The sequence below is a fragment of the Novosphingobium bradum genome (assembly GCF_042646485.1).
GTDB classification, from domain to species: domain Bacteria; phylum Pseudomonadota; class Alphaproteobacteria; order Sphingomonadales; family Sphingomonadaceae; genus Novosphingobium; species Novosphingobium bradum.
In genome coordinates this window covers 594,273-617,289 of the sequence record NZ_JBHRTQ010000007.1, presented here as the reverse complement: position 1 = coordinate 617,289, position 23,017 = coordinate 594,273, and the positions used below count along the sequence as shown (strand labels likewise).

Here is a 23,017-nt window from a genome sequence, read left to right as displayed (position 1 = left end):
CCCTTCCCGTCAACCTATGAAAATCGGAAAACCCCGGCTAATTGGTATGCAACGGACCGCCGGTGCGGCAATTCTCATGACGACAGGAAATCCATGATCCGCGACACGATCAAGGCCGCGCAGGTGACGGCGATGAAGGCTGGCGACAAGCCCCGGCTGGCGGCGGTCCGCCTGATCCTGGCCAAGCTCAAGGACAAGGACATCGAACTGCGAACCGCCGCCAATGTGCCGGACGACGATACCCTGGTGGTCGACGTGCTCCAGAAGATGGCCAAGCAGCGCCGCGAATCGATCGCGCTTTATGAACAGGGCGGCCGGCAGGAACTGGCCGACGTGGAACAGGGCGAGCTTGCCGTGATCGAGGGCTTCATGCCCGCGCAGATGACCGAGGACGAGGTGAAGGCCGCGATTCTGGCGATCAAGGCCGAAACCGGCGCCGAGGGAATGAAGGACATGGGCAAGGTCGTCGCCGCGCTCAAGGCGAAGCACGGCAGCCAGCTCGACATGGGCAAGGCCAGCGGGCTGGTGAAGGCGGCGCTGGGCGGCTGATGCTCTCCCCCCAATGGCTTGATGAACTGCGTGCGCGGGTGTCGCTGTCCGGCGTGATCGGGCGCACCACCCGGCTGACCAAGGCCGGGCACGAATTCAAGGCCTGCTGCCCGTTCCACAACGAGAAATCGCCCAGCTTCACGGTCAACGACGAGAAGGGGTTCTATCACTGCTTCGGCTGCGGGGCGCATGGCGATGCGATCCGCTGGATGACCGACCAGCGCGGGCTGGCCTTCATGGATGCGGTCAAGGAACTGGCGGCCGAGGCGGGGATGGAAGTCCCCGCCCCCGATCCGCGCGCGGCGCAGGCCGCCGAGAAGCGCGACGGGCTGCATGACGTCATGGCCGCAGCGCAGGAATGGTTCGTGGCCCAGCTTGCCGCGCCCGAGGGTGAGCGGGCGCGGGCCTATCTCGCCACGCGCGGATTCGATCCGCACACCCTCGCCCGCTTCGGCTTCGGCTATGCGCCGGAAGGGCGCCAGGCGATGAAGGCCGCCCTTGCCCGCTTCCCCGAGGACAAGCTGATCGAGGCGGGCCTCAGGATCCTGGTGGACAACAAGGAACCCTATGACCGGTTCCGGGGCCGGCTGATGCTGCCGATCGAGGACGTGCGCGGGCGGGTGATCGCCTTTGGCGGGCGCATCCTCGACAAGACCAAAACTGACGCGCCCAAGTACCTGAACTCCCCCGATACCCCGCTGTTCGACAAGGGCCGCACGCTCTACAACCTGCATCGCGCCGGACCGGCCGCCCGCCAATCCGGTCGGCTGATCGTGGTCGAAGGCTACATGGATGTGATCGCGCTGGCCGCAGCCGGCTTTGCCGAGGCGGTGGCCCCGCTCGGCACGGCGCTGACCGAGCACCAGCTGACCATGATCTGGCGCCTGGTGGAATGCCCGGTGCTGTGCTTCGACGGCGATGCCGCCGGCCAGCGCGCGGCCATGCGGGCGATCGCCCGCGCCCTGCCCCTGCTGCGCCCGGCCCATTCGCTGCGGATCGCGCGGCTGCCGGCCGGCCTCGATCCCGACGATCTCATCAAGCAGCGCGGCGCGGGCGCCCTGGCGGACCTGCTCGACCAGGCCCAGCCGCTGATCGATGCCCTGTGGGAGCATGAGCGCGATGCCCTGCCGCTGGCCACGCCCGAGGACAAGGCGGGGCTGAAAGCGCGGCTGATGGCCCATGTGGAGCTGATCGCCGATGGGGAGATCCGCCAGCTCTACAAGCGTGACCTGTCGGACCGGTTTTCCGCCTTCGCCTATCCGCGCCGCGAAGCGGGCGGCAATTCCGCCTGGTCCCCGGCCCGATCCGGTTCGGCCCAGACCAACTCCGGCCAGCCCCGCCCGGCCCCGCGCCGCGCCGGACCCTGGCGCGAGGCGCCCCCGCCGCCGCCCTCGCCCGAAACCGCCCGCCGCCTCCATCGCGCCACTTCGGGCAGCGGCGAGGCGCTGGCCGCGGCCGTGCTGACCGGGCTGTGCGCCCATCCCCGGGCCATCGCGGCCAATGCCGAACTGCTCGCCCGCATCCAGCCCGCCGATCCCGCGCACGCCCGTCTGCTCGATGTCCTGCTCGATGCCGCGGATGGCGCGCAAACCCTTGAAAACGAGCGCCTTGCCGCCACATTGGCAAGCCACGGCGTCAGTCCGCCGCCACCAGTTGACTATGCCCACATCCGGTTTCCCTTCACCAGCGCCGCGGCCGATCCGGCCGAGGCCTTGGCGGCCTTGGAAACCGCGATCCGCTGGCTGGTCATGGTACCGGAACTCGATGCCGGGATCGCGGCGGCGACCGAACGGTTTGATGTCGAGGAACAGGGCCGCCTGCGGTCCCGCAAGGAAGAACTGGAACGGCAATTGAAGGCCGTGATGCGGGGGTAACGGCCCGCGATGACGGACCCAAGGCGAATGTCGCGCATTGGGCGCAAAGGAAGGCTGGTATTTGGCTTGCGCTTCGGGCAATGGCCCGGATCGGGGTATAATCCAGCATCCTGACAGAATCAGACCTGCGCGCCATGCCCTTCCGGCGGCGCCGCAAGCTTACACGGCGGTATGATGGACGAAGAAATTTCCGGCAATGAGCGCGAGGGTGGCGACGCCCCGCTCATCGATCTCAACGAAGCCTCGATCAAGAAGCTGATCGCCCGCGCCAAGCGCCGCGGCGTGATCACCTACGACGAGCTGAACGAGGCTCTGCCGCAAGACCAGATGTCCTCCGAACAGATCGAGGACATCATGGCCGCGATCTCCGAGATGGGCGTCAACATCGTCGAGAGCGACGAGGATTCGATCGACCCCGAGGAACGCAAGGCCGAGGACGCCGAGGACGAGGAAGCGGTCGACGAGCGGCCCGACCTCGTCAAGAAGAAGGAAACGGTCGAGCGCACCGACGATCCGGTGCGGATGTACCTGCGCGAGATGGGCGCGGTCGAACTGCTCAGCCGCGAGGGCGAAATCGCCATCGCCAAGCGCATCGAGGCCGGGCGCGACACGATGATCCTGGGCCTGTGCGAAAGCCCGATCACCTTCCACGCGATCATCCAGTGGTCCGAAGCGCTCAACGCCGGCGAGATGCAGCTGCGCGAGATCCTCGATCTTGACGCCATGCTCTCGAAGGAGCCTCAGCCCGAGAACCTCACCGAGGACGGCGAGGGCGAGACCGATGGCGAGATCAGCGAAGCCACGGCCGGCCCGACGTTCAAGGACGAGGAAGAGGTCGAAGAGGAACCCGCCGCCGAGGACGAGGACGAGGACGGCATCGAGCGCCGCGCCCGCCGCCCGGTAGAGGAAGAGGAAGAGGACAACACCCTTTCCCTCGCCCAGATGGAAGCGGCGCTCAAGCCCGCCGCGCTGGAACGCTTCGCCGAGATCACCGACCTGTTCCGCCAGTTCGAGACGATCCAGGCCGAGCGGCTCGACGTGCTGGGCGCCGGCGGCGCCTTCCCGGATGCGAAGGAACGGCTCTACCAGCAGCTGCGCGAGGATCTCACCGCCCAGGTCGAGTCCGTGCAGTTCCACGCGACCAAGATCGAATACCTGGTCGACAATCTCTATGCCTTCAACCGGCGGCTGACCACGCTGGGCGGCCAGATGCTGCGCCTGGCCGAGCGCCACAAGGTCAACCGCAAGGACTTCCTCGACGCCTATGTGGGCCGCGAGCTGGATGAAGGCTGGCTCCAGCAGCACGCCGGGCGCGACAAGAAGTGGGCGGCCTTCGTGGAAAACGAGGCCGATTCGGTCGAGCGCATCCGCGCCGAGGTTTCGGACATCGCGTCTGCCACCGGCATGAGCCTGACCGAGTTCCGCCGGATCGTGAACATGGTCCAGAAGGGCGAGCGCGAGGCGCGCATCGCCAAGAAGGAAATGGTCGAGGCGAACCTGCGCCTCGTGATCTCGATCGCCAAGAAGTACACCAACCGCGGGCTGCAGTTCCTGGATCTCATCCAGGAAGGCAACATCGGCCTGATGAAGGCGGTCGACAAGTTCGAGTATCGCCGCGGCTACAAGTTCTCCACCTATGCCACCTGGTGGATCCGGCAGGCGATCACCCGCTCGATCGCGGACCAGGCGCGGACCATCCGCATCCCGGTCCACATGATCGAGACGATCAACAAGCTGGTCCGCACCAGCCGCCAGTTCCTGCACGAGCAGGGCCGCGAGCCGACGCCCGAAGAAATGGCCGAGCGGCTTTCCATGCCGCTCGAGAAGGTCCGCAAGGTGATGAAGATCGCCAAGGAGCCGATCAGCCTCGAAACGCCGATCGGCGACGAGGAAGACAGCCACCTGGGCGATTTCATCGAGGACAAGAACGCGATCATCCCGGTGGATGCCGCGATCCAGGCCAACCTCAAGGAAACGGTCACCCGCGTCCTGGCCAGCCTGACGCCCCGCGAGGAACGCGTGCTGCGGATGCGCTTCGGCATCGGCATGAACACCGATCACACACTGGAGGAAGTGGGCCAGCAGTTCTCGGTGACCCGCGAACGCATCCGGCAGATCGAGGCCAAGGCGCTGAGGAAGCTCAAGCATCCCAGCCGCAGCCGCAAGATGAGGTCTTTCCTCGACCAGTAGCGGAACCGGAGGCGGCAAGCGCCGTTGTCTGGTCAGCACGAACGGAAACACCCGGAGGCCCCATCGATGGGGCGCCTCGGGAAAGCCCCGGTGGAAACACCGGGGCTTTCCTTTTGCGGCATACAGGCGTCGTCCCGGGTCGAGCCCGGGACGACGTTGTCAGGCGAGGCCCCTGCCCTTCCGGGGGCTGGCCTTCCGCGGCCCCCGCGCCTAAGGGGCTTTCACGCCGATTCCCCATTTTGCCGTCGAGTGAAACCCTTGCGTATCGCCATTGCATCCGACCATGCCGCTGTCGACCTGAAGGCCGAGCTGCGTGACTACCTCATCGGGCTCGGCCACGAGGTTGCCGATCTTGGCCCCGAGACGGCCGACCGGGTGGATTATCCCGATTTCGGCTACAAGCTTGCCGCTGTCGTCGCCGATGGCACCGCGCAATTCGGCGTGGCGCTGTGTGGTTCGGGCATCGGGATCTCGATCGCGGTGAACCGCGAGCCGGGCTGCCGTTGCGCGCTGGTTTCAGAACCGCTCTCGGCCGCCCTCGCCCGCGAACACAACGATGCCAACTGCATCGCGATGGGCGCGCGGCTGACCGGGCCGGACATGGCCAAGGCCTGCCTCGACGCCTTCCTCGCCACCGAATTCGGCGGCGGTCGCCATGCCGGCCGTGTCGCCAAGCTGTCCAACCCCGTCATCTGAACAGGGACTTCTTCTCATGAGCACTCTTGCCAAGGCGCCCGTCACCCCCGCCGGCTTCTTCACCGCCGGCCTTGCCGAGACCGACCCCGAGATCGCCGGCTGGATCAACAAGGAGCTGGGCCGCCAGCGCGACAAGATCGAGCTGATCGCCAGCGAGAACATCTGCTCCAAGGCCGTGCTCGAAGCCGCCGGCTCGATCCTGACCAACAAGTACGCCGAAGGCTATCCGGGCAAGCGCTACTACGGCGGCTGCGAATACGTCGACGAGATCGAGACCCTGGCGATCGATCGCGCCAAGGCGCTGTTCGGCGCCGGCTTCGCCAATGTGCAGCCCAATTCGGGCAGCCAGATGAACCAGGCCGTGTTTCTGGCCCTGCTCCAGCCGGGCGACAGCTTCATGGGGCTGGACCTTGCCGCGGGTGGCCACCTGACCCACGGCTCGCCGGTGAACATGAGCGGCAAGTGGTTCAAGCCGGTGCCCTACACCGTCCGCCCCGACGATCACCTGATCGACATGGACGAGGTCGCCCGCATCGCGCGGGAGAACAAGCCCAAGCTGATCATCTGCGGCGCCACGGCCTATTCGCGCGTGTGGGACTTCAAGCGCTTCCGCGAGATCGCCGACGAAGTGGGCGCCTATCTGCTGGCCGACATGAGCCACTTCTCGGGCTTGGTTGCCGGCGGGGTCCACCCCTCGCCCGTGCCGCACGCCCACGTCACCACGACGACGACCCACAAGTCGCTGCGCGGCCCGCGTTCGGGCATCATCCTCAGCAACGACGAGGCCATCGCCAAGAAGATCAACTCCGCGATCTTCCCGGGGATGCAGGGCGGCCCGCTGATGCACATCATCGCGGCCAAGGCGATCGCCTTTGCCGAGGCGATGAAGCCGGAATTCAAGGCCTATGCCCAAGGCGTGGCCGACAATGCCAAGGCGCTGGCCGCCAGCCTCAAGGCCGAAGGGCTGGATATCGTCTCGGGCGGGACCGACAACCACCTGATGCTGGTCGACCTGCGGCCCTACAAGGCCAACGGCAAGAACGCCGAGAAGGCGCTCGATCGCGCGGCGATCACCTGCAACAAGAACGCCATCCCCAACGATCCGGAAAAACCCTTCGTCACCTCGGGCATCCGCCTCGGCACCCCGGCGGGCACGACCCGCGGCTTCGGCACCGAGGAGTTCACCCTCATCGGCAAGCTGATCGCCGAAGTGGTCGATGGCCTCAGGAAGAATGGCGATGCCGGCGATGCCCAGGTCGAAGCCTCGGTCGCCGCGCGGGTGGAGGAGCTTTGCGCGAAGTTCCCGATCTACACGGGCCTCAGCTACGGAGCCTGATGGGTGCCCAAAGGCCGGAGGCCGTTCTGAATGAGGTGTCCCTTCTGCGCCCATGACAATTCGCAGGTGAAGGACAGCCGTCCCACCGAGGACAACACCGCTATCCGCCGCCGTCGCCAGTGCGAGGGCTGCGGGGCGCGGTTCACCACCTTCGAACGTGTGCAGCTGCGCGAGATCATGGTGGTCAAGTCCAACGAGGACCGCGAACCGTTCGATCGCGCCAAGATCGAGCAGTCGGTCACCCTCGCCTGCCGCAAGCGCGGGGTCAGCGAGGAACGGATCGACCAGCTCGTCTCGGGTATCCAGCGCCAGATCGAAACGCGGGGCGACAGCGAAGTGCCGACCAAGGCGATCGGCGAACTGGTGATGGACGGCCTGCGCGCGCTCGATTCGGTCGCCTATATCCGCTTCGCCAGCGTTTACCGCGATTTCTCCGAGGCCAAGGATTTCGAGGACTTCGCCAGCACCGTGCGCGATGCGGGTCAGGGCTGATGGCCGCCAAGCCGGTCATCGTCCTCGTGCGCCCGCAGCTGGGCGAGAACATCGGCAAGGCGGCGCGGGCCATGCTGAACTTCGGCCTGGCCGAGATGCGGCTGGTCGCGCCGCGCGATGGCTGGCCCAATCCGAGCGCCGGCCCGGCCGCCGCTGGGGCTGACCTGGTGCTGGAACAGGCCGAGGTGTTCGAGAGCCTGGCCGATGCGGTGCACGATTGCGCCAATGTCTATGCCACCACGGTCCGCAAGCGCGGGGTGACCAAGCCGGTACTCACGCCCGAGGAGGCCGCGCGCGAGATTCATGCCCAGCCCGGCCGCTCGGCCTTCGTGTTCGGGCCGGAACGCTCGGGGCTGGAGACCGACGACGTGGCCCTTTCGCGCGCCATCGTCACCGTGCCGATCAATCCGGAATTCGGCTCGCTCAATCTTGCCCAGGCGGTGATCCTGTGCGCCTATGAGTGGTCGAAGCAGGCCGACCTGGTCCAGCCGACCACCGAGGATCTCCTCCCCCCGGCCCCGCAGGACGAGCTGGAGGGCATGATCGGCCAGTTCGAGGCCTTGCTAGAGCCGCGCGGCTATTTCCGCCCGCCCAGCCGCGCCGCGGCCACCCGCCGCACCCTTCGCACCATGCTGACCAAGCCCGGCTGGAACCACCTTGAAGTGCGGACCATGCGCGGCGTGCTTTCGGCCCTGAAGCGTAGGCCGGAAGAACCCGAAAAGGGTTGACTTCGGGCCTTCCGCCCGCCAAGGGCGCCCCTTCGCAATTGACCCCGCACGCCCGGTGAAGCGGTGGTCGCATCCTGCCTCTGGCGGGATGGTGCGGCCCCGGGCCATCAAGGCCGGCAATTCCCGCCCGGTCCCGCAAGTTGGAGCACAAGAATGTCGAAGCGTCATGCCTCGAAGTACAAGATTGACCGCCGCCTCGGCGAAAACATCTGGGGCCGCCCGAAGAGCTCGGTCAACCGCCGCAGCTATGGCCCCGGCCAGCACGGCCAGCGCCGCAAGAGCAAGGTTTCCGACTTCGGCATCCAGCTGCGCGCCAAGCAGAAGCTCAAGGGCTACTACGGCGACGTCACCGAAAAGCAGTTCAAGCGCACCTACCAGGAAGCCGCCAAGATGAAGGGCGACACCGGTCAGAACCTGATCGGCCTGCTGGAGCAGCGCCTCGACATGGTGGTCTATCGCTGCAAGTTCGCGCCGACCATCTTCTCGGCCCGCCAGGTCGTTTCGCACGGTCACATCTATGTGAACGGCGTGAAGTGCAACATCGCCTCGCGCCGCGTGCGCCCCGGCGACGTGATCAGCCTGGGCAAGAAGGCCAAGGAAATGGCCCTCATCGCCGAAGCGCAGAGCCTGCCCGAGCGTGAAGTGCCCGACTACGTTTCGGCCGAAGCCGACAAGGCGACCTTCGTGCGCGTCCCCACGCTCGACGAAGTGCCCTATCCGGTGAAGATGGAACCGAACCTCGTGGTCGAGTTCTACTCGCGCTGATCCGCGGGCTTCCTCACGGAATATGCGAAGGGCGGCCCAAGTGGCCGCCCTTTTCATTTGAGGCCGGCGGGCTATCCGCCCGGCGTTGTCGCACGGGTTTCACATTCCGGCGGCACGGGGCGGAACTCCCTCCCGCTCCGGACATTCGACGACCGCCATGCAACGCTATCGCTTCATCACGCCCCACCGCGCAGGCAAATGGTATCCCGATCTCGAGACGGCGCAGCGCCATGCCTGCAAGGTGGGCGCGGGCTTCCTGGCCGAGCGGACGGGCGAATTCTGCGCCTATCGCGAGACGCGGCTGGAAGTGGCAGGCGAACGGCGCGAAGCGGCGGACTGACGTCGTCCCGGGCTCACCGCCCGGCGAAGTAATCCCGCCGGAAGTCCGCCGCGAACACCGCGAAGCGATCTTCGGCGATGGCCGCGCGCATCCCGGCCATGAGTTGCTGGTAGAAGGCCAGGTTGTGTTCGGTCAGCAGCATGGCGCCGAGGATCTCGCCCGACTTGTGGAGATGATGGAGATAGGCGCGGCTGTAATTGGCGCAGACATCGCATGAACAGCGCGGATCGAGCGGGCCGGTATCTTCGGCGTGGCGGGCGTTCCTGAGGTTGATCGGCCCGGCATGGGTGAAGCCCTGCCCGTTGCGGCCCGAGCGGCTGGGCAGGACGCAATCGAACATATCGACCCCGCGCTCCACCGCGCCAACGAGGTCATCCGGCTTGCCCACGCCCATCAGGTAGCGCGGGCGATCCTCGGGCAGCATGGCGGGCGCGAAATCGAGCGTGGCGAACATCGCCGCCTGGCCTTCGCCCACGGCGAGGCCGCCGATGGCATAGCCATCGAATCCGATGTCGCGCAGGGCATCGGCGCTTTCCCGCCGCAGGCCTGCATCGAGCGCGCCCTGCTGGATGCCGAACAGGGCGGCGCTCTCGGCGTGCTCGCCGCCGGAATCGAAGCCGGCGCGGCTGCGGCGCGCCCAGCGCATCGACATTTCCATCGATCGCGCAATGGCATCGCGACCCTGCTCGATCTTCGGACACTCATCGAAGGCCATGACGATGTCGGAGCCAAGCAGGCGCTGGATCTCCATCGAGCGTTCGGGGGTGAGCAGGTGGCGCGAGCCATCGAGGTGGCTGGCGAAGGTGACGCCTTCCTCGGTGATCTTGCGAAGGTCAGAAAGGCTCATCACCTGGTAGCCGCCGCTGTCGGTGAGGATCGGGCGCGGCCAGTTCATGAACTTGTGGAGGCCGCCGAGGCGCGCCACCCGCTCCGCCCCGGGGCGCAGCATCAGGTGGTAGGTGTTGCCCAGGATGATGTCGGCGCCGATCCCGCGCACGGTTTCCGGCTTCATCGCCTTGACCGTGGCCGCCGTGCCCACCGGCATGAAGGCGGGGGTGCGGATATCGCCGCGCTTCATCCGGATCGTGCCGGTGCGGGCCTTCCCGCTGGAGGCGTGAATGGTAAAGGAAAAGCGGTTGGTCATGATTGCTTGCGGCCCTTAGGGGGAAACGCCATGACGCGCAAATGATCGGACCGGAGATCTACGCAGGCTTGACCGCCACCGCCGTGCTGACCGGCTTCATCGACGCGATCGCCGGCGGCGGGGGGCTGATCATGATGCCGGCCCTGCTGTTCGCCGGCCTGCCCCCGCACCTGGCGCTGGGGACCAACAAGGTCCAGTCGATGTGCGGCACCGGCATGGCCACCTTCCGCTATCGCCGCGCCGGGCTGTTCCGCATCGGCCCCAACAAGCCGGCCATTGCCGTGGTCTTCGCCGGAGCGCTGGCCGGGGCCGTGGTGGTCCAGTGGATCGCCTCGCGCGTGCTGGCGCTGATCGTACCGGCACTGCTGCTGGCCGTGGCGGTCTATACCGTGTTCTCGCCGCGCATGGACGATGCCGACAGTCATGACCGGGTAGGCGCGCGGGGCTACTTGCTGGTGGGCGGGGCGATCGGCTTCTACGATGGCTTCTTCGGCCCCGGCACCGGCCAGTTCTTCGCGGTGACCCTGGTGGGCCTGCGCGGGCTGGGGCTGACGCGGGCAACGGGCCTGACCAAGCTGCTCAACGTCACCAGCAATGTCGCCAGCGTGATCGCCTTCGGCCTTGGCGGCAAGATCCTGTGGCTGCTGGGCTTTTCGATGGCCCTGGGTTCGATGACCGGCGGCTGGCTGGGGGCCCACTTCGCCGCCCGCCACGGCGCCAGGCTGATCCGCCCGCTGCTGATCACCGCCAGCCTGGGCTTGACCGGAAAGCTCGTCTGGGGCTGGTTCCGCGGGTGAAGCGGCACTCCTGTTGCCTCTCGCAACAACACCTATTAGGTGTGAGTCAGAAATACGGTCGCCAGTCCTAGAGTCCCATACGAAAGGATGCAGTATGAGCGGCCCGTCGATCTTGGACTTTGCGCGCATGGCGAATGCCGCCTACGATAGCAGCGATCCACTTATTCCAACATATACAAGGATTTATTACGGAGAACTGGCCTCCGGATTCAAGGCCGCGCGCTATACGGCCAATGTCGGCGGCTCCAGCGTGACGATCGTGGCCTTCGCCGGAACCGATTTTGACCGGACCGACGGGCCTGCCGATATCCTGGCCGACGTTGGCTTTGCCGGTCCGGGGATGCTCAGCCTCGTCTCCCAGATCAGCCCCGTGCTGGGCCTAGCCCTGTTCGCGGGTCAACGCCAACTGATGGATCAGGTAGCCGGCGCGCTGGAATTTACCCGGCAGGCCCAGTTCTTCTCTGGCAGCGGAAACCCGATATTCCTTACCGGCCATTCGCTCGGCGGCGGGTTGGCGCAAATCATCGGATCCACGCTCGATGTCAGGGGGGTCTCCTTCAATGCCCCGGCTGTATCGCAGATGGGGTTCTCCATTTCCGATCCCAACCGGTTCTACAACGTCAACCAGGCGCGCGACCCGGTTTCAACCCGGACAGCGGCGATCGGCCATCACCTTGGTACGGTGATCAATATCGATAACGGCACCAATGGCATGGACGCCCATCTGATCGTACCGGTCATCTCCTACCTGGAGTCTGGCCCAGGCGGGCCGACCGGCGCGCGCCAACTATTCTGAACGGGACTCCGGCAGCAACAGGCTGGCATCGCCGTAGGAATAGAACCGGTAGCCCCGCGCGATCGCGTGGGCATAGGCCTGCTGCATCCGCTCCAGCCCCATCAGCGCCGAAACCAGCATGAACAGGGTGCTTTTGGGCAGGTGAAAATTGGTCATCAGCCCGTCGATCGCGCGGAACTGGTAGCCGGGGGTGATGAAGATCGCGGTGTCGCCGGCGAAGGGGCGGATCACCTTGTCTTCCCCGGTGGCGCTTTCCAGCAGGCGCAGCGAGGTGGTGCCCACCGCGATCACGCGATTGCCCCGGGCGCGCACGGCATTGAGGCGATCGGCCGTGGCCGCATCGATCCGGCCCCATTCGGCGTGCATCGCGTGGTCGGCGGTGTCTTCGGCCTTGACTGGCAGGAAGGTGCCGGCGCCGACGTGGAGGGTCAGCGTTTCGTGGCCGATCCCGGCCTCGGCCAGGGCAGCCATCAGGCCGGGGGTGAAATGGAGCGCGGCGGTCGGGGCGGCAACCGCGCCTTCCTCACGCGCGAACATGGTCTGGTAATCGGCCTTGTCGGCCTCGTCGGTGGGGCGCTTGCCGGCGATGTAGGGTGGCAGCGGCATCCGGCCGGCGCGCTCGAGCAGGACTTCGACCGGCTCCTCGCCGGCGAAATGGAGGGTCCAGCTGCCATCGGCGTGGCGCGCCTCGGCCGTGGCGGTCACCCCGGCGGGAAAGGCGATCTCGTCGCCTGCCCGCAGCCGCTTGGCATTGCGGATGAAGGCCTGCCAGCGGCGCAGGTCGATCCGCTTGTGCAAGGTGGCGCCGATCCGCGCTTCGCCGCGGGTGCCTTCGAGCTGGGCCGGGATGACGCGGGTATCGTTGAACACCAGCACATCGCCGGGACTGAGCAGGCCCGGCAGATCGCGCACGACATGATCGGCCAGCGGCCCTTCGCCGGGCACCAGCAGCAGCAGCGCCGAATCGCGCGGGCGCGCCGGGCGCAGCGCGATACGCTCGGGCGGGAGCGCGAAGTCGAACAGGTCAACGCGCATGACGCGGCGGCATCAGCCCTTCCGGCGCGGCTTGACCAGGTTCCTGGGCTTGACCGCCGGCCTGGCGAGTGCGGGGGCCGGCGACGGCGCCAGGCTGGTTGCCGGGGCCGGCGCCGGAGCGGTCAGGCTGGGCGGCGGCGCGACCGGCGCGGGCAGGACCTGGGGCTTGTTCTCGCTGGCCAGCGAGGCCTGGAGGATCTTGGTCGGATGCTCGGGCGGCTCGCCGCGTTCGATCGCGTCGACAAAGCCCATGCCGCCGATCACCCGGCCGAAATTGGTGTAGTGCCGATCGAGCGCGAAGCGCGGGTAGAAGACGATGAAGAACTGGCTGTTGGCCGTATCGGGTTCGTCGGTCCGGGCCATCGAGACGCTGCCGCGCACGTGGGGCATGGCGTTGAATTCGGCCTTGAGATTGGGCAGTTGCGAGCCGCCCTGCCCCGTTCCGGTCGGATCGCCGGTCTGGGCCATGAAGCCTTCGATCACCCGGTGAAAGATGATCCCGTTGTAGAAGCCCTGGCGGGCCAGGGTCTTGATCCGCTCGACATGGCCCGGCGCCCAGGCCGGCATCAGCCGGATCGCCACGCGCCCGCCATTCGACAGGTCGAGATAGAGCACGTCGTCCGGATCATGGCTGGGATCGATATCGACCGCCGCGCTGGGCGTGGGCGCGGCGGGATGCGCCTTCGTCTTCGCCAGGACCGGCGCCGAGATCAGCGCGAGGGCCAGCGGAAGGGCGGAGAGAAGGCTGCGACGCTGCATCGGATTACTCTCGAAAAGCCGCCCCACCACGGGAACGGGCGGACGAACAGTGTGGCGCGTGTAACCGCGAGCGACTGTCATGGCAATGAACGGCGGCGGCCATGGCGCCGACTATTCCCCGATCAGTATTCGCCCAGGCGCCCGAGCCGGTTGACCCGTTCGAGCACGTCTTCGCGCACGGCCGGGCTGACGAACCGGGCGATCTCGCCGCCGAACAGGGCAATTTCCTTGACCAGCTTGGAGGCAATCGGCTGGAGCGAGACGTCGGCCATGAGGAAGACGGTCTCGATCCGCGAATTGATCTGCTGGTTCATCCCGGCCATCTGGTATTCGTATTCGAAGTCGGCCACCGCGCGCAGGCCGCGCACGATCACCGAGGCGCCCTGCACTTCGGCGAATTTCATCAGCAGCGCGTTGAAGCCGACCACCTCCACGTTGGTGATGCCGAGCGCGGCCACTTCCCGCTTCACCATCTCCATCCGTTCGGCCGGAGTGAACATCGGGTTCTTCGATGGATTGGTGGTCACCCCGATGATCAGCCGGTCGACCAGCTTGGCGCCGCGCCGGATGATGTCGGAATGTCCCAGCGTGATGGGATCGAATGTCCCGGGATAGACGCCGATCCGTTCGCCGCCCCGCTCGCCGCCCAGTTCGCCGCCTGTTTCTGGCCCACCCTGTCCCGGCATTTCAGCGATCCCTTTCGATGATATAGCGCGCCAGCGCGCGCAGCAGGTCGGCTTCGGCGCCGTGCTGCGCGAGGTGGGCGATGGCCTGGTCGACCAGCATCCGGGCCTGTTCGCGCGCGCGATCGGCACCGAGCAGGGAGACGAAGGTCTGCTTGCCGGCCGCCGCATCCTTGCGAAGCGCCTTGCCGGCGGCCGCCTCGTCGCCCTCATGGTCGAGCAGGTCGTCGACGATCTGGAAGGCGAGGCCGATGTCGCGGGCATAGCCGCGCAGATGCGTGCGCCCTTCCCCCGGCAGGCGGCCCAGCACCGCGCCCATTTCCACCGCCGCGCCAAGCAGGGCGCCAGTCTTCAATTGCTGGAGACGGGTGACGGTGGGCAGGTCGAATTCGGCCGTTTCGGCGGCCATGTCCATCATCTGCCCGCCGGCCATGCCGCCATGGCCGCTGGCCTGGGCGAGAACGTGGACCAGTTCGGCGCGGGTGAACGGATCGCCCGAAAGCAGCGGATCGGCCAGGACCTCGAAGGCGAAGGCATGGAGTGCATCGCCGGCCAGAACGGCGGTGGCCTCGTCAAAGGCCAGGTGAACGGTGGGCTTGCCGTGGCGCAGGGCGTCATCGTCCATGCACGGCAGATCGTCGTGGATCAGCGAATAGACGTGGATCGCCTCGATCGCCAGGCTCGCCCGAACGGCAGAGGCGCGATCGACCTTGAACAGTTCGGCGGTTGCCGTGAGCAGCAGCGGACGGATCCGCTTGCCGCCGCCGATTGTGGCATAGCGCATGGCCTCGATCAGCCGGGTGCGCGCATCGCCAGGCAAGGGCAGCAGCGCATCGAACCCTGCATCGACATCGGCCTGGATCGCGCCAAGCGCCTGCTTCAGGATCGGGTCCATGGCCTGCCGCCGACCGTTCAGCGGCCGGTTTCGTCGAACGGCTGGGTGCCGGCTGCCTGGCCGTCGGCACCGGCCACGATCCGTTCGATGCGGGCCTGGGCTGCATCGAGCCGGGCCTGGCAAAGCCGGCGCAGCGCCTCGCCGCGTTCATAAAGGGTGATCGAATCGTCAAGCGGCACTTCGCCACTTTCGAGCTGGCGCACCACATCCTCCAGCGCGCGCAGCGCATCCTCGAACGAGAGCGTGGCGATATCGCCGGCGGGGCTGGCTGCGGTCTGGATCATGGCAGGCCTGCTTTGGCCCCCGGCGCGGCAGGGGTCAAGATTGCCCGCAAGGGGGAGGCCCGGCCGACCCCGCCCGGGGCCACCGGCCCGCGCCGCCGTACCCGGCAGCTGCCAAGGCCGCGCCGTTCGATTCCCCGAGCCTGTTCGATCACTTCCGGTTGTAGACGTACTTGCGGTAGCGATCGACCAGCGAGATGAACACCTCGAGGTTGTCCTGGAACAGGGCCGCGCTCATCCCGCCCATGTCGAGATCGAGGTCGTACTCGATCCGGGCGCTGCCACTTTCCGCCTGGTAGGCCCGGCCGAAGCGGTTGTCGTTGTTCCACTTGTTGATCGCCGAAAGCGAGCCGTTGTCCGGGTCCTTGAAGCCGGCGAAGAACTGGACCGTGGTGCAGTTGCGATTGCTCTTGCAGCCATAGAACAGGATCGCGAAGTCCGAGCCCGAGGCCGTGCTGCGGATCATCGGGTCGCCCGAATTGTCCTTGGTCAGCTCGGCGCGGTAGCCCATGTTCTGCATGACACGCACCAGCGATGCCGGATCGTCGGACCGCACTTCGTCGGCCCGGGCCGACGTGCCGATCATCGAGGCCGCCAGCGCAGCCGAGAGAACCAATTTCTTCAACATCTTGCCCCCTGTACCCGAAACGACTTTCCGGATTCGTGCATCGATTGAAACCCGCGTTCATTGATACTGGGCAAAGGCGCCGAGTAAACACCCTGTTTCGCCGCGCCTTCCCCGGGCACAAACCGCATGGCACACCGGCAAGGAGTCTGGCCAGCCGCGCGGCGCGGCGCTAAGGGCACGGCCATGCCAGACTCCACGCCCCAGATCACCCCCCCCCAGATCACCCCCGATGTCGTCGCCGCCCATGGCCTGTCCGAGGAGGAATACGCCCGCGTGCTCCACGCGCTCGGCCGCGAGCCAAACATGGTGGAACTGGGCATCTTCTCGGTCATGTGGTCGGAGCATTGCTCCTACAAGTCGAGCAAGCTCCACCTGATGAAGCTGCCCACCAAGGCGCCCTGGGTGATCTGCGGCCCCGGCGAGAACGCCGGCGTGATCGACATCGGCGATGGCCAGGCGGCGATCTTCAAGATGGAGAGCCACAACCACCCCTCCTACATCGAGCCCTACCAGGGCGCGGCCACGGGCGTTGGCGGCATCCTGCGCGACGTGTTCACCATGGGCGCGCGGCCCGTGGCCAACATGAACGCGCTGCGCTTCGGCCGACCCGATCATCCCAAGATGAAGCACCTGGTCCAGGGCGTGGTCGCCGGCATCGGCGGCTACGGCAATTGCGTGGGCGTGCCCACGGTTGGCGGCGAGACCAATTTCCACCAGGCCTATGACGGCAACATCCTGGTCAACGCGATGACCGTGGGCGTGGCCGATACCAACAAGATCTTCTACTGCGCGGCCACGGGCCTGGGCAATCCGATCGTCTACGTCGGCTCCAAGACCGGGCGCGACGGCATCCACGGCGCGACCATGGCCAGCGCGGACTTCGACGAGAAGAGCGAAGAAAAGCGCCCCACCGTGCAGGTGGGCGATCCCTTCACCGAGAAGCTTCTGATCGAGGCCTGTCTCGAACTGATGGCGACCGATGCGATTGTCGCCATCCAGGACATGGGCGCGGCCGGCCTCACCTCCTCCTCGGTCGAAATGGCCAGCAAGGGCGGCGCGGGCATCCGCCTCAACATGAACGCAGTGCCCTGCCGCGAGGAGGGCATGACGCCTTATGAAATGATGCTGAGCGAGAGCCAGGAGCGGATGCTCATGGTCCTCAAGCCCGGCAAGGAGCCAATGGCCGAGGCGATCTTCCGCAAGTGGGAGCTGGACTTCGCGGTGATCGGCGAAGTGACCGACACCGGCCACATGGTGCTGGAATTCGACGGCGAGGTGGTCTGCGACATTCCGCTCGATCCGCTGGCCGACGATGCCCCGCTCTATGACCGCCCCCACGTGGCCACGCCCAGGCCGGCCCCGCTGGCGAACGTGCCGGCCAGTGCCGACATCGCGGCCGATCTGGTCACGCTGATCGGCTGCCCCGACCTTGCCAGCCGCAAGTGGATCTGGGAGCAGTACGACAGCCAGGTGGGCGCCGACACCATCCAGAAGTCGGGCGGCGATGCCGCGCTGGTGCGCGTCCATGGCAGCGGCAAGGCGCTGGCCATCACGACCGACTGCACCCCGCGCTATTGCTATGCCGATCCGTTCGAGGGCGGCAAGCAGGCCGTGGCGGAAACCTACCGCAACATCTGCGCGGTGGGCGCGACGCCGCTGGCGATCACCAACTGCCTCAACTTCGCCAACCCGCAGCGCCCGGAAATCATGGGCCAGATCGTGGGCTGTCTCGAAGGCATGGGCGAGGCCTGCCGCGCGCTCGACTATCCGATCGTTTCAGGCAACGTCAGCCTCTACAACGAGAGCAAGGCCACCGGCGGCGGCTCGGCGATCCTGCCCACCCCGGCGATCGGCGGCGTTGGCCTCACCACCGACTGGACGAAGAACGCCACCATCGCCTTCAAGGCCGAGGGCGATGCGATCTGGCTGGTGGGCGGTGCGGGCACGCACCTGGGCCAGTCGCTGTGGCTGCGCGAACTGCACGGCCGCGAGGAAGGCCCGCCCCCGCCGGTCGATCTCAAGCAGGAACGCGCCAACGGCTTCGCCGTGCGCCAGTGGATCGAACAGGGCAAGGCCACCGCGGTGCACGACCTGTCGGACGGCGGCCTGCTCGTGGGCCTTGCCGAAATGGCCATGGCCGGAGATCTGGGCGCCACGCTGGACGTGACGCTCGATGCCGCGACGGCCTTCGGCGAGGACCAGGGCCGCTATCTCGTCACCACCGCGCCGGGCGTGGTTCTGGAGGGTGCGGAGCGGATCGGCACGGTGGGCGGCGACAGCCTCGCCGGCGTGAAGGTCAGCGCGCTCAGGGCCGAGAACGAACGCTTCTTCCGCGAATGGATGGAAGGCTCGCTCGACGTGAGCGACATCAGCGGGAACTGACGCCTTCGGGGGCGCTGCCATGTCGGTCACCGTCGCCGCGCTCTATCGCTTCGCGCCCTTCCCCGATCCGGCAGCGCTGCGCGGGCCGCTCGAAGCGCTGTGCCGCGAACAGGGTCTGCGCGGCACCCTGCTGCTGGCGGGTGAAGGGATCAACGGCACGATCGCCGGCAGCGCGCCAGCCATCGACGCGGTGCTGGCCCACATCCGCGCCCTGCCCGATTGCGCCGCGCTGGACGTCAAGTTCTCGGCGGCGGACGAGATGCCGTTCCACCGGATGAAGGTGCGCCTCAAGCGCGAGATCGTCACCCTGGGCGTGGACGGGATCGATCCGCGCGCCACGGTGGGCACCTATGTCGAGCCGGAAGACTGGAACGCCCTGATCGCCGATCCCGATACCCTGGTGATCGATACCCGCAACGATTACGAGGTGGGAATCGGCACTTTCGCCGGCGCGATCGATCCCGAAACCCCCACCTTCCGCGATTTTCCCGCCTGGTTCCGCAAGGTCCGCGCGCAACTGCTGGGCGACCGGCCCCGCAAGGTCGCCATGTTCTGCACCGGCGGGATCCGCTGCGAGAAGAGCACCGCCTTCCTCAAGGCCGAAGGGGTGGACGAGGTCTATCACCTCAAGGGCGGCATCCTCAAATATCTGGAAACCGTGCCGCCGGACCAAAGCCTGTGGCGCGGCGAATGCTTCGTGTTCGATGAACGGGTGGCCGTCGGCCATGGCCTGGCGCCGGGCACTCACGGTCTGTGCCGCGCCTGCCGCCGCCCGGTCAGCCCGGCTGACCGCGCCTCGCCGCTGTTCGAAGACGGAGCCAGTTGCCCGGCCTGCCGCAGCGAGCGCACCGAAGCCCAGCGCGCCGCCGCGCGCGAACGCAACCGCCAGGAACACCTGGCCGCGGCGCGCGGGGTGGCCCATGTCGGCGCGCGGCTGGAGGCCTGATCGCGCCGACAAGGGCTGCTTTGCCTAACGCATCAGCACCAGTTCCTCGGCCATGCTGGGATGGAGCGCCACCGTGGCATCGAAATCGGCCTTGGTCAGCCCCGCGCGCACCGCGATGGCGGCTGCCTGGAGGATTTCCGGGCTGTCCGGCCCGATCATGTGGACGCCCAGAACCTTGCCCGTCTCGGCATGGGTGACCAGCTTGTAGAGCCCGCGCTCGATCCGGCCGGCGAAGACGTTCTTCATCGGGCGGAAATCCGAGGTGTAGACCTTGATGTTGCCGTGCCGCTCGCGCGCCTGGCCTTCGGTGAGCCCAACGCCAGCCAGCGGCGGCTGCGAGAACACGGCGGTGGGAATGCAGGAATAGTCCACCGCCTGGCGATGGGCGCCAAACAGGCCATCGGCCACGGCATGGCCCTCGCGGATGGCCACCGGGGTGAGCTGCACCCGGTCGGTCACGTCGCCCACGGCATGGATGCTGGGACAAACGGTCTGGCTGAATTCGTTGACCGGAATCTCGCCCTTCTCGCCCAGTTCGATGCCGGCGTTTTCCAGACCCAGCCCATCGGTCTTGGGGCGGCGGCCGGTGGCGATCAGCACGGCATCGGCCTCGATCGGATCGTGCTTGCCGATGGAAACGGCCAGGCAGCCGTTGTCCTTCTTCTCCACCCGCGCAATCGGGCAGTTGAAGCGATAGACGATGCCGCGCGCCATGGTGATCTGGAGCAGGCGATCGCGCAGGCTCTCATCATAGCCGCGCAGGATCTGGTCGCTGCGGTTGACCACCGTGACCTCGCAGCCCAGCGCGTTGAAGATGCCGGCGAATTCCATCGCGATATAGCCCGCGCCCTGGATCACGATGCGGCGGGGCAAGGTGGGCAGATGGAACACCTCGTTCGAGGTGATGCAGTGCTCCACCCCATCGAACCCCGGCAGGACCGGCCAGGCGCCCACGGCGACAAGGATGTGCCGCGCGCTGATTTCGCGCCCCGAGACCAGGCGCACCGCGTTCGGCCCGGCAATGGTGGCGCGTTCAAGGAAGCGTTCGACCCCGTTGTTCTCCAGGGTCTGGGTGTAATTGGCATTGAGCCGATCGACATCGCGCAGCACCGCATCGCGCAGGGTGCCCCAGTCGAAGCGCATCCCTTCAACGGTCCAGCCATAATGGGCCGCGTCCTGCAGTTCCTCGGCGAAGTGCGAGCCATAGACCAGCAGCTTCTTGGGCACGCAGCCGCGGATCACGCAGGTGCCGCCGATCCGGTATTCCTCGGCCACGGCCACCCGCGCGCCATGCGAGGCCGCGATCCGGCTTGCACGCACGCCGCCGGAGCCCGCGCCGATCACGAAAAGGTCGTAGTCGTAGTCCTGCTCAGCCATCTGCGCGCTCCATCGTGAGCGCGCGGATATGCCGCCTCCCCCGCCCGCTGGCCAGCCCCTTCCGGGCCATCAGAGCTGATAGGCGCGGCGGGTGTAGGACAGGTTGAAGGCCGGCGTGGTGAAGACCACGAACTTGAAGGTCACCGGATAGGTGGCCGAAACGTCCACGTAGCATTCGCCGGTGGTCGCATCCTTGGCCGAAGCCGTGGCCGCCGGAACCAACGAAGCGGTGTCGATGCCGAAGGCCTTGGAGGTGACCATGGCCCTGATCTGGTCGGAGGTCGGATAGCCCTTGCTGCCGCACGGATTGGTGGTGTTCACCGCGCTGGAATAGACCGTGGCATAGCGCGCGCCGGCTTCCACCGCGTTACGCAGGCCGGCATTGGCAAGGAAGGCGATGCCAAGCTGCATCACGCCAACCGTCACCAGGACCAGCGCCGGCAGGGTCATGGCGAAATCGACCGAGGGCGAGCCGCGCCGATCGGTCAGAAGGGAGCGCAGGAGAGCGGTCATTGGATCCTCACTTCGGCATAGCCCTTGAGCGGCACCGAATAGGGCTGGTTGTTCCACGCCGGGATGACCTGCTCGAACATCCAGTTGTAGGTCGAGGTGATGGTCACCGAGGCGAAGCGCGCCGGCGAACTGCCCGAACACGAGCCGTTGTAGTCCGTCTGCCGGGTGCCGTCGCATTCGAGCCACAGATCGATCGCGACATTGCCCGAAGGAACGCCGGCGGCCGTGGCGCCTTCGGACTGGAGCGTGCTGGTCATGCTGCTCTTGAACCCGGCGGCGATCGCCAGTTCCATGGTCCGCGCGGCGGCCTGCTGGAGCTTGAGCCCCTGAGCATAGCACAGCGCCAGATCGGTCGCGCCGCAGCCCAGCATGACCAGAACCGGCAGGATCAGGCTCATCTCGATCAGGCTGGTGCCGCGCTGGTCGCGGAGCAGGCGGGCGAAGAAGGCGGGGATCGGGCGCATCGGCTCAGTCCACCAGCCGGATCTGGATGCCGGCGATGGCCTTCGAGTTCGAATTGGTCGGGCACACGTTCTGGATATAGTTGCTGCCGGTGAAGGTGACCGTGCGGGCCACGATCTGCAGGCACTTGGAATTCATCGAAGAATTGCCGGTGAACTGCACTTCCTGGCTGGGAAAATAGACCGCGCCCTGGAAGAAGGAATTGCTGTCGCCGGTGATGAAATTGGTCGTGCCCGAGATGGCCCGGCGATCCTGGTACATCATGATCCCGGCATAGGTGCCGGTTTCCGGCGCCGAGACGTTCCAGGTGGAATTGCCGTTCATCCTCGCCGTGGCGATCGTGGTCATGTCGTTGCTGGTCGTCGTGAAGATGAAGGTGCAGCCGGTGCAGTTGACCACCGCGCCCGCGCCCACGTTCAGCCCGTTCCCGGTGCTGCCATCGATGATGTAGGTGCCCGGATCGAAGGTGACAGCGCCCTTGAGATCCATGCCGCGATAGCACTGGATGCCATTGCCGTTGTTCTGGACGCGGGTGGTCTGGTTGCCGTTGCCGTTGCTCGGCTGGACGTTGAGCTGGTTGGAGCAGTTGTAACCGGTCGGCAGGCCTACGGCGGAATAAGGATCGGGCTGCGAGATCGAATAGGAATTGAGCGTGGTGCCGCTGGCATAGTTGTTCGAGGCCGGCACCACGCCCACGGCCGAAACCGGCGAGGCCGAAATCGTGGAACTGCCGCCGGCGTTGACCGCGGTGGTGCCTTGCGAATTGGTGGAAACGCCGCAACCAAGCGTCACGTTGGAGCTGCCCGAGAAGTTGACCCCGGTGGCGGTCGTGCTTTCCAGCGAAATCACGCAATAGGTGCCAAAGCCCACGGCGGCCGCGGTTGCGGTGGCCTGAAGGCTCGGCGTGTTGCTCATGAACATACTTGAAAAGGGCAGCGCCTTGTTGGCGTTGAGCGTGACCCGCACCGCCTTGCCATTGCCGCTGTAGGAACCGGAACCCGGCGGCGTCTCGATGTTGGTGTTGCTGAGCGTCAGCAGGCTGTAGCGGCCCAGTTCGGTCGAGGCAGCGGAGCTGGCGCTGCTGCCCTTGGCCGCCGCGAAGGCGCCCGCCAGCGCGCCCGAATCGGCCATGCGCTGCAGCTGGCGCTTGGTCAGCGCCCACTGGATCGTATCGGTGGCAAGGCCTGCCCCGCCGATCAGGCTCAGGATCGAAAACGCCACCACGACCGTCGCATTCGCGGATCGGTCCCAGAATATCCGGCGCACCAGCCGCGGCATCCGCATCATGGGAAATTCTCCGAAGAATCAGGGCGAACCATTGGCCTTTGGAGTGTTTTCACACCCGCAAG

General features: G+C 66.8%; 24 protein-coding genes. 13 read left to right on the top strand and 11 right to left on the bottom strand.

Annotated features, from left to right (window positions below; all coding sequences use genetic code 11):
- Positions 1-93: 93 nt before the first annotated feature.
- The 9 genes from ACFOD9_RS08820 to ACFOD9_RS08780 all read left to right on the top strand — a co-directional run bounded on the left by ACFOD9_RS08820 (position 94) and on the right by ACFOD9_RS08780 (position 8,970).
- Entirely contained in the window at positions 94-549 is a 456-nt protein-coding gene (locus ACFOD9_RS08820; protein WP_379509712.1) for a GatB/YqeY domain-containing protein, read from the top strand.
- Positions 549-2,423: a DNA primase gene (dnaG, locus tag ACFOD9_RS08815; protein ID WP_379509711.1), complete on the top strand. Its 1,875-nt coding sequence runs from the start codon at positions 549-551 to the stop codon at positions 2,421-2,423. Before ACFOD9_RS08820 ends, dnaG begins: the two co-directional genes overlap by 1 nt.
- Before the next feature lie 171 nt (positions 2,424-2,594).
- A complete protein-coding gene (rpoD, locus tag ACFOD9_RS08810; RefSeq protein WP_379509710.1) occupies positions 2,595-4,613 on the top strand; it encodes an RNA polymerase sigma factor RpoD in 2,019 nt (672 codons plus the stop codon).
- 258 nt (positions 4,614-4,871) lie between these two features.
- Positions 4,872-5,309 carry an RpiB/LacA/LacB family sugar-phosphate isomerase gene (locus ACFOD9_RS08805; protein ID WP_379509709.1) on the top strand — a complete coding sequence of 146 codons (438 nt, stop codon included), beginning with the start codon at positions 4,872-4,874 and terminating at the stop codon, positions 5,307-5,309.
- 16 nt (positions 5,310-5,325) lie between these two features.
- Complete coding sequence (glyA, locus tag ACFOD9_RS08800; RefSeq protein WP_379509708.1) at positions 5,326-6,645, top strand: serine hydroxymethyltransferase; 1,320 nt, start codon at positions 5,326-5,328, stop codon at positions 6,643-6,645.
- Between the two features lie 30 nt (positions 6,646-6,675).
- A complete protein-coding gene (gene nrdR / locus ACFOD9_RS08795; protein ID WP_379509707.1) occupies positions 6,676-7,137 on the top strand; it encodes a transcriptional regulator NrdR in 462 nt (153 codons plus the stop codon).
- Complete coding sequence (locus tag ACFOD9_RS08790) at positions 7,137-7,865, top strand: RNA methyltransferase (protein ID WP_379509706.1); 729 nt, start codon at positions 7,137-7,139, stop codon at positions 7,863-7,865. The genes nrdR and ACFOD9_RS08790 overlap by 1 nt, the downstream gene beginning before the upstream one ends.
- A 153-nt stretch (positions 7,866-8,018) precedes the next feature.
- Positions 8,019-8,630, top strand: a complete 612-nt coding sequence (rpsD, locus tag ACFOD9_RS08785; protein WP_379509705.1) for a 30S ribosomal protein S4 — start codon at positions 8,019-8,021, stop codon at positions 8,628-8,630.
- A gap of 157 nt (positions 8,631-8,787) precedes the next feature.
- Positions 8,788-8,970, top strand: a complete 183-nt coding sequence (locus ACFOD9_RS08780; protein ID WP_379509704.1) for a hypothetical protein — start codon at positions 8,788-8,790, stop codon at positions 8,968-8,970.
- A gap of 13 nt (positions 8,971-8,983) precedes the next feature.
- On the opposite strand, the gene tgt is transcribed toward ACFOD9_RS08780, so the two are convergent.
- On the bottom strand, positions 8,984-10,114 hold the full coding sequence (tgt, locus tag ACFOD9_RS08775; RefSeq protein ID WP_379509703.1) for a tRNA guanosine(34) transglycosylase Tgt: 1,131 nt from the start codon (positions 10,112-10,114) through the stop codon (positions 8,984-8,986).
- A 68-nt stretch (positions 10,115-10,182) separates the two neighbouring features.
- On the opposite strand from tgt, the gene ACFOD9_RS08770 reads away from it, so the two are divergent.
- Both ACFOD9_RS08770 and ACFOD9_RS08765 read left to right on the top strand, forming a co-directional pair.
- Positions 10,183-10,911, top strand: coding sequence for a TSUP family transporter (locus ACFOD9_RS08770; protein WP_379509702.1), 729 nt, complete (start codon positions 10,183-10,185; stop codon positions 10,909-10,911).
- Between the two features lie 94 nt (positions 10,912-11,005).
- Positions 11,006-11,707, top strand: coding sequence for a hypothetical protein (locus ACFOD9_RS08765; RefSeq protein ID WP_379509701.1), 702 nt, complete (start codon positions 11,006-11,008; stop codon positions 11,705-11,707).
- Here ACFOD9_RS08765 and queA read toward each other — a convergent pair.
- The 6 genes from queA to ACFOD9_RS08735 all read right to left on the bottom strand — a co-directional run bounded on the left by queA (position 11,699) and on the right by ACFOD9_RS08735 (position 15,988).
- Positions 11,699-12,742 (bottom strand): tRNA preQ1(34) S-adenosylmethionine ribosyltransferase-isomerase QueA, encoded by a 1,044-nt coding sequence (gene queA / locus ACFOD9_RS08760; RefSeq protein WP_379509700.1) that lies wholly within the window; start codon positions 12,740-12,742, stop codon positions 11,699-11,701. The genes ACFOD9_RS08765 and queA overlap by 9 nt on opposite strands.
- 12 nt (positions 12,743-12,754) lie before the next feature.
- Complete coding sequence (locus ACFOD9_RS08755) at positions 12,755-13,501, bottom strand: peptidylprolyl isomerase (RefSeq protein ID WP_379509699.1); 747 nt, start codon at positions 13,499-13,501, stop codon at positions 12,755-12,757.
- Positions 13,502-13,623: 122 nt separating this feature from the next.
- On the bottom strand, positions 13,624-14,187 hold the full coding sequence (gene coaD / locus ACFOD9_RS08750; RefSeq protein ID WP_379509698.1) for a pantetheine-phosphate adenylyltransferase: 564 nt from the start codon (positions 14,185-14,187) through the stop codon (positions 13,624-13,626).
- A gap of 1 nt (position 14,188) precedes the next feature.
- Entirely contained in the window at positions 14,189-15,079 is an 891-nt protein-coding gene (locus ACFOD9_RS08745; RefSeq protein WP_379509697.1) for a polyprenyl synthetase family protein, read from the bottom strand.
- A gap of 17 nt (positions 15,080-15,096) precedes the next feature.
- Positions 15,097-15,363: an exodeoxyribonuclease VII small subunit gene (locus tag ACFOD9_RS08740; protein ID WP_379509696.1), complete on the bottom strand. Its 267-nt coding sequence runs from the start codon at positions 15,361-15,363 to the stop codon at positions 15,097-15,099.
- A 148-nt stretch (positions 15,364-15,511) separates the two neighbouring features.
- The gene (locus ACFOD9_RS08735; RefSeq protein WP_379509695.1) at positions 15,512-15,988 is read right to left on the bottom strand and encodes a YbjN domain-containing protein; all 477 of its coding nucleotides are present in this window, start codon (positions 15,986-15,988) and stop codon (positions 15,512-15,514) included.
- Between the two features lie 183 nt (positions 15,989-16,171).
- On the opposite strand from ACFOD9_RS08735, the gene purL reads away from it, so the two are divergent.
- Positions 16,172-18,370, top strand: a complete 2,199-nt coding sequence (gene purL, locus ACFOD9_RS08730; protein ID WP_379509694.1) for a phosphoribosylformylglycinamidine synthase subunit PurL — start codon at positions 16,172-16,174, stop codon at positions 18,368-18,370.
- A 19-nt stretch (positions 18,371-18,389) separates the two neighbouring features.
- Complete coding sequence (gene trhO, locus ACFOD9_RS08725) at positions 18,390-19,316, top strand: oxygen-dependent tRNA uridine(34) hydroxylase TrhO (protein ID WP_379509693.1); 927 nt, start codon at positions 18,390-18,392, stop codon at positions 19,314-19,316.
- A gap of 24 nt (positions 19,317-19,340) precedes the next feature.
- On the opposite strand, the gene gorA is transcribed toward trhO, so the two are convergent.
- The 4 genes from gorA to ACFOD9_RS08705 form a co-directional block, all read right to left on the bottom strand.
- Entirely contained in the window at positions 19,341-20,693 is a 1,353-nt protein-coding gene (gene gorA / locus ACFOD9_RS08720) for a glutathione-disulfide reductase (protein WP_379509692.1), read from the bottom strand.
- Positions 20,694-20,762: 69 nt separating this feature from the next.
- The gene (locus tag ACFOD9_RS08715) at positions 20,763-21,206 is read right to left on the bottom strand and encodes a TadE/TadG family type IV pilus assembly protein (RefSeq protein ID WP_379509691.1); all 444 of its coding nucleotides are present in this window, start codon (positions 21,204-21,206) and stop codon (positions 20,763-20,765) included.
- Positions 21,203-21,670, bottom strand: a complete 468-nt coding sequence (locus ACFOD9_RS08710; protein ID WP_379509690.1) for a TadE/TadG family type IV pilus assembly protein — start codon at positions 21,668-21,670, stop codon at positions 21,203-21,205. Before ACFOD9_RS08710 ends, ACFOD9_RS08715 begins: the two co-directional genes overlap by 4 nt.
- A 4-nt stretch (positions 21,671-21,674) precedes the next feature.
- The gene (locus ACFOD9_RS08705; protein WP_379509689.1) at positions 21,675-22,955 is read right to left on the bottom strand and encodes a pilus assembly protein TadG-related protein; all 1,281 of its coding nucleotides are present in this window, start codon (positions 22,953-22,955) and stop codon (positions 21,675-21,677) included.
- Positions 22,956-23,017 lie beyond the last annotated feature (62 nt).

Excerpts from the sequence above, each read along its gene's own strand:
- queA (WP_379509700.1), bottom strand. The coding sequence starts at position 12,742 with ATGCGCGTTGACCTGTTCGACTTCGCGCTCCCGCCCGAGCGTATCGCG.
- glyA (WP_379509708.1), top strand. The coding sequence starts at position 5,326 with ATGAGCACTCTTGCCAAGGCGCCCGTCACCCCCGCCGGCTTCTTCACC.
- ACFOD9_RS08735 (WP_379509695.1), bottom strand. The coding sequence starts at position 15,988 with ATGTTGAAGAAATTGGTTCTCTCGGCTGCGCTGGCGGCCTCGATGATC.
- ACFOD9_RS08765 (WP_379509701.1), top strand. The coding sequence starts at position 11,006 with ATGAGCGGCCCGTCGATCTTGGACTTTGCGCGCATGGCGAATGCCGCC.
- tgt (WP_379509703.1), bottom strand. The coding sequence starts at position 10,114 with ATGACCAACCGCTTTTCCTTTACCATTCACGCCTCCAGCGGGAAGGCC.
- rpoD (WP_379509710.1), top strand. The coding sequence starts at position 2,595 with ATGATGGACGAAGAAATTTCCGGCAATGAGCGCGAGGGTGGCGACGCC.
- ACFOD9_RS08705 (WP_379509689.1), bottom strand. The coding sequence starts at position 22,955 with ATGATGCGGATGCCGCGGCTGGTGCGCCGGATATTCTGGGACCGATCC.
- ACFOD9_RS08790 (WP_379509706.1), top strand. The coding sequence starts at position 7,137 with ATGGCCGCCAAGCCGGTCATCGTCCTCGTGCGCCCGCAGCTGGGCGAG.
- ACFOD9_RS08755 (WP_379509699.1), bottom strand. The coding sequence starts at position 13,501 with ATGCAGCGTCGCAGCCTTCTCTCCGCCCTTCCGCTGGCCCTCGCGCTG.
- purL (WP_379509694.1), top strand. The coding sequence starts at position 16,172 with ATGCCAGACTCCACGCCCCAGATCACCCCCCCCCAGATCACCCCCGAT.
- ACFOD9_RS08715 (WP_379509691.1), bottom strand. The coding sequence starts at position 21,206 with ATGACCGCTCTCCTGCGCTCCCTTCTGACCGATCGGCGCGGCTCGCCC.
- coaD (WP_379509698.1), bottom strand. The coding sequence starts at position 14,187 with ATGCCGGGACAGGGTGGGCCAGAAACAGGCGGCGAACTGGGCGGCGAG.
- dnaG (WP_379509711.1), top strand. The coding sequence starts at position 549 with ATGCTCTCCCCCCAATGGCTTGATGAACTGCGTGCGCGGGTGTCGCTG.
- trhO (WP_379509693.1), top strand. The coding sequence starts at position 18,390 with ATGTCGGTCACCGTCGCCGCGCTCTATCGCTTCGCGCCCTTCCCCGAT.
- ACFOD9_RS08740 (WP_379509696.1), bottom strand. The coding sequence starts at position 15,363 with ATGATCCAGACCGCAGCCAGCCCCGCCGGCGATATCGCCACGCTCTCG.
- rpsD (WP_379509705.1), top strand. The coding sequence starts at position 8,019 with ATGTCGAAGCGTCATGCCTCGAAGTACAAGATTGACCGCCGCCTCGGC.
- gorA (WP_379509692.1), bottom strand. The coding sequence starts at position 20,693 with ATGGCTGAGCAGGACTACGACTACGACCTTTTCGTGATCGGCGCGGGC.
- nrdR (WP_379509707.1), top strand. The coding sequence starts at position 6,676 with ATGAGGTGTCCCTTCTGCGCCCATGACAATTCGCAGGTGAAGGACAGC.
- ACFOD9_RS08710 (WP_379509690.1), bottom strand. The coding sequence starts at position 21,670 with ATGCGCCCGATCCCCGCCTTCTTCGCCCGCCTGCTCCGCGACCAGCGC.
- ACFOD9_RS08820 (WP_379509712.1), top strand. The coding sequence starts at position 94 with ATGATCCGCGACACGATCAAGGCCGCGCAGGTGACGGCGATGAAGGCT.
- ACFOD9_RS08780 (WP_379509704.1), top strand. The coding sequence starts at position 8,788 with ATGCAACGCTATCGCTTCATCACGCCCCACCGCGCAGGCAAATGGTAT.
- ACFOD9_RS08745 (WP_379509697.1), bottom strand. The coding sequence starts at position 15,079 with ATGGACCCGATCCTGAAGCAGGCGCTTGGCGCGATCCAGGCCGATGTC.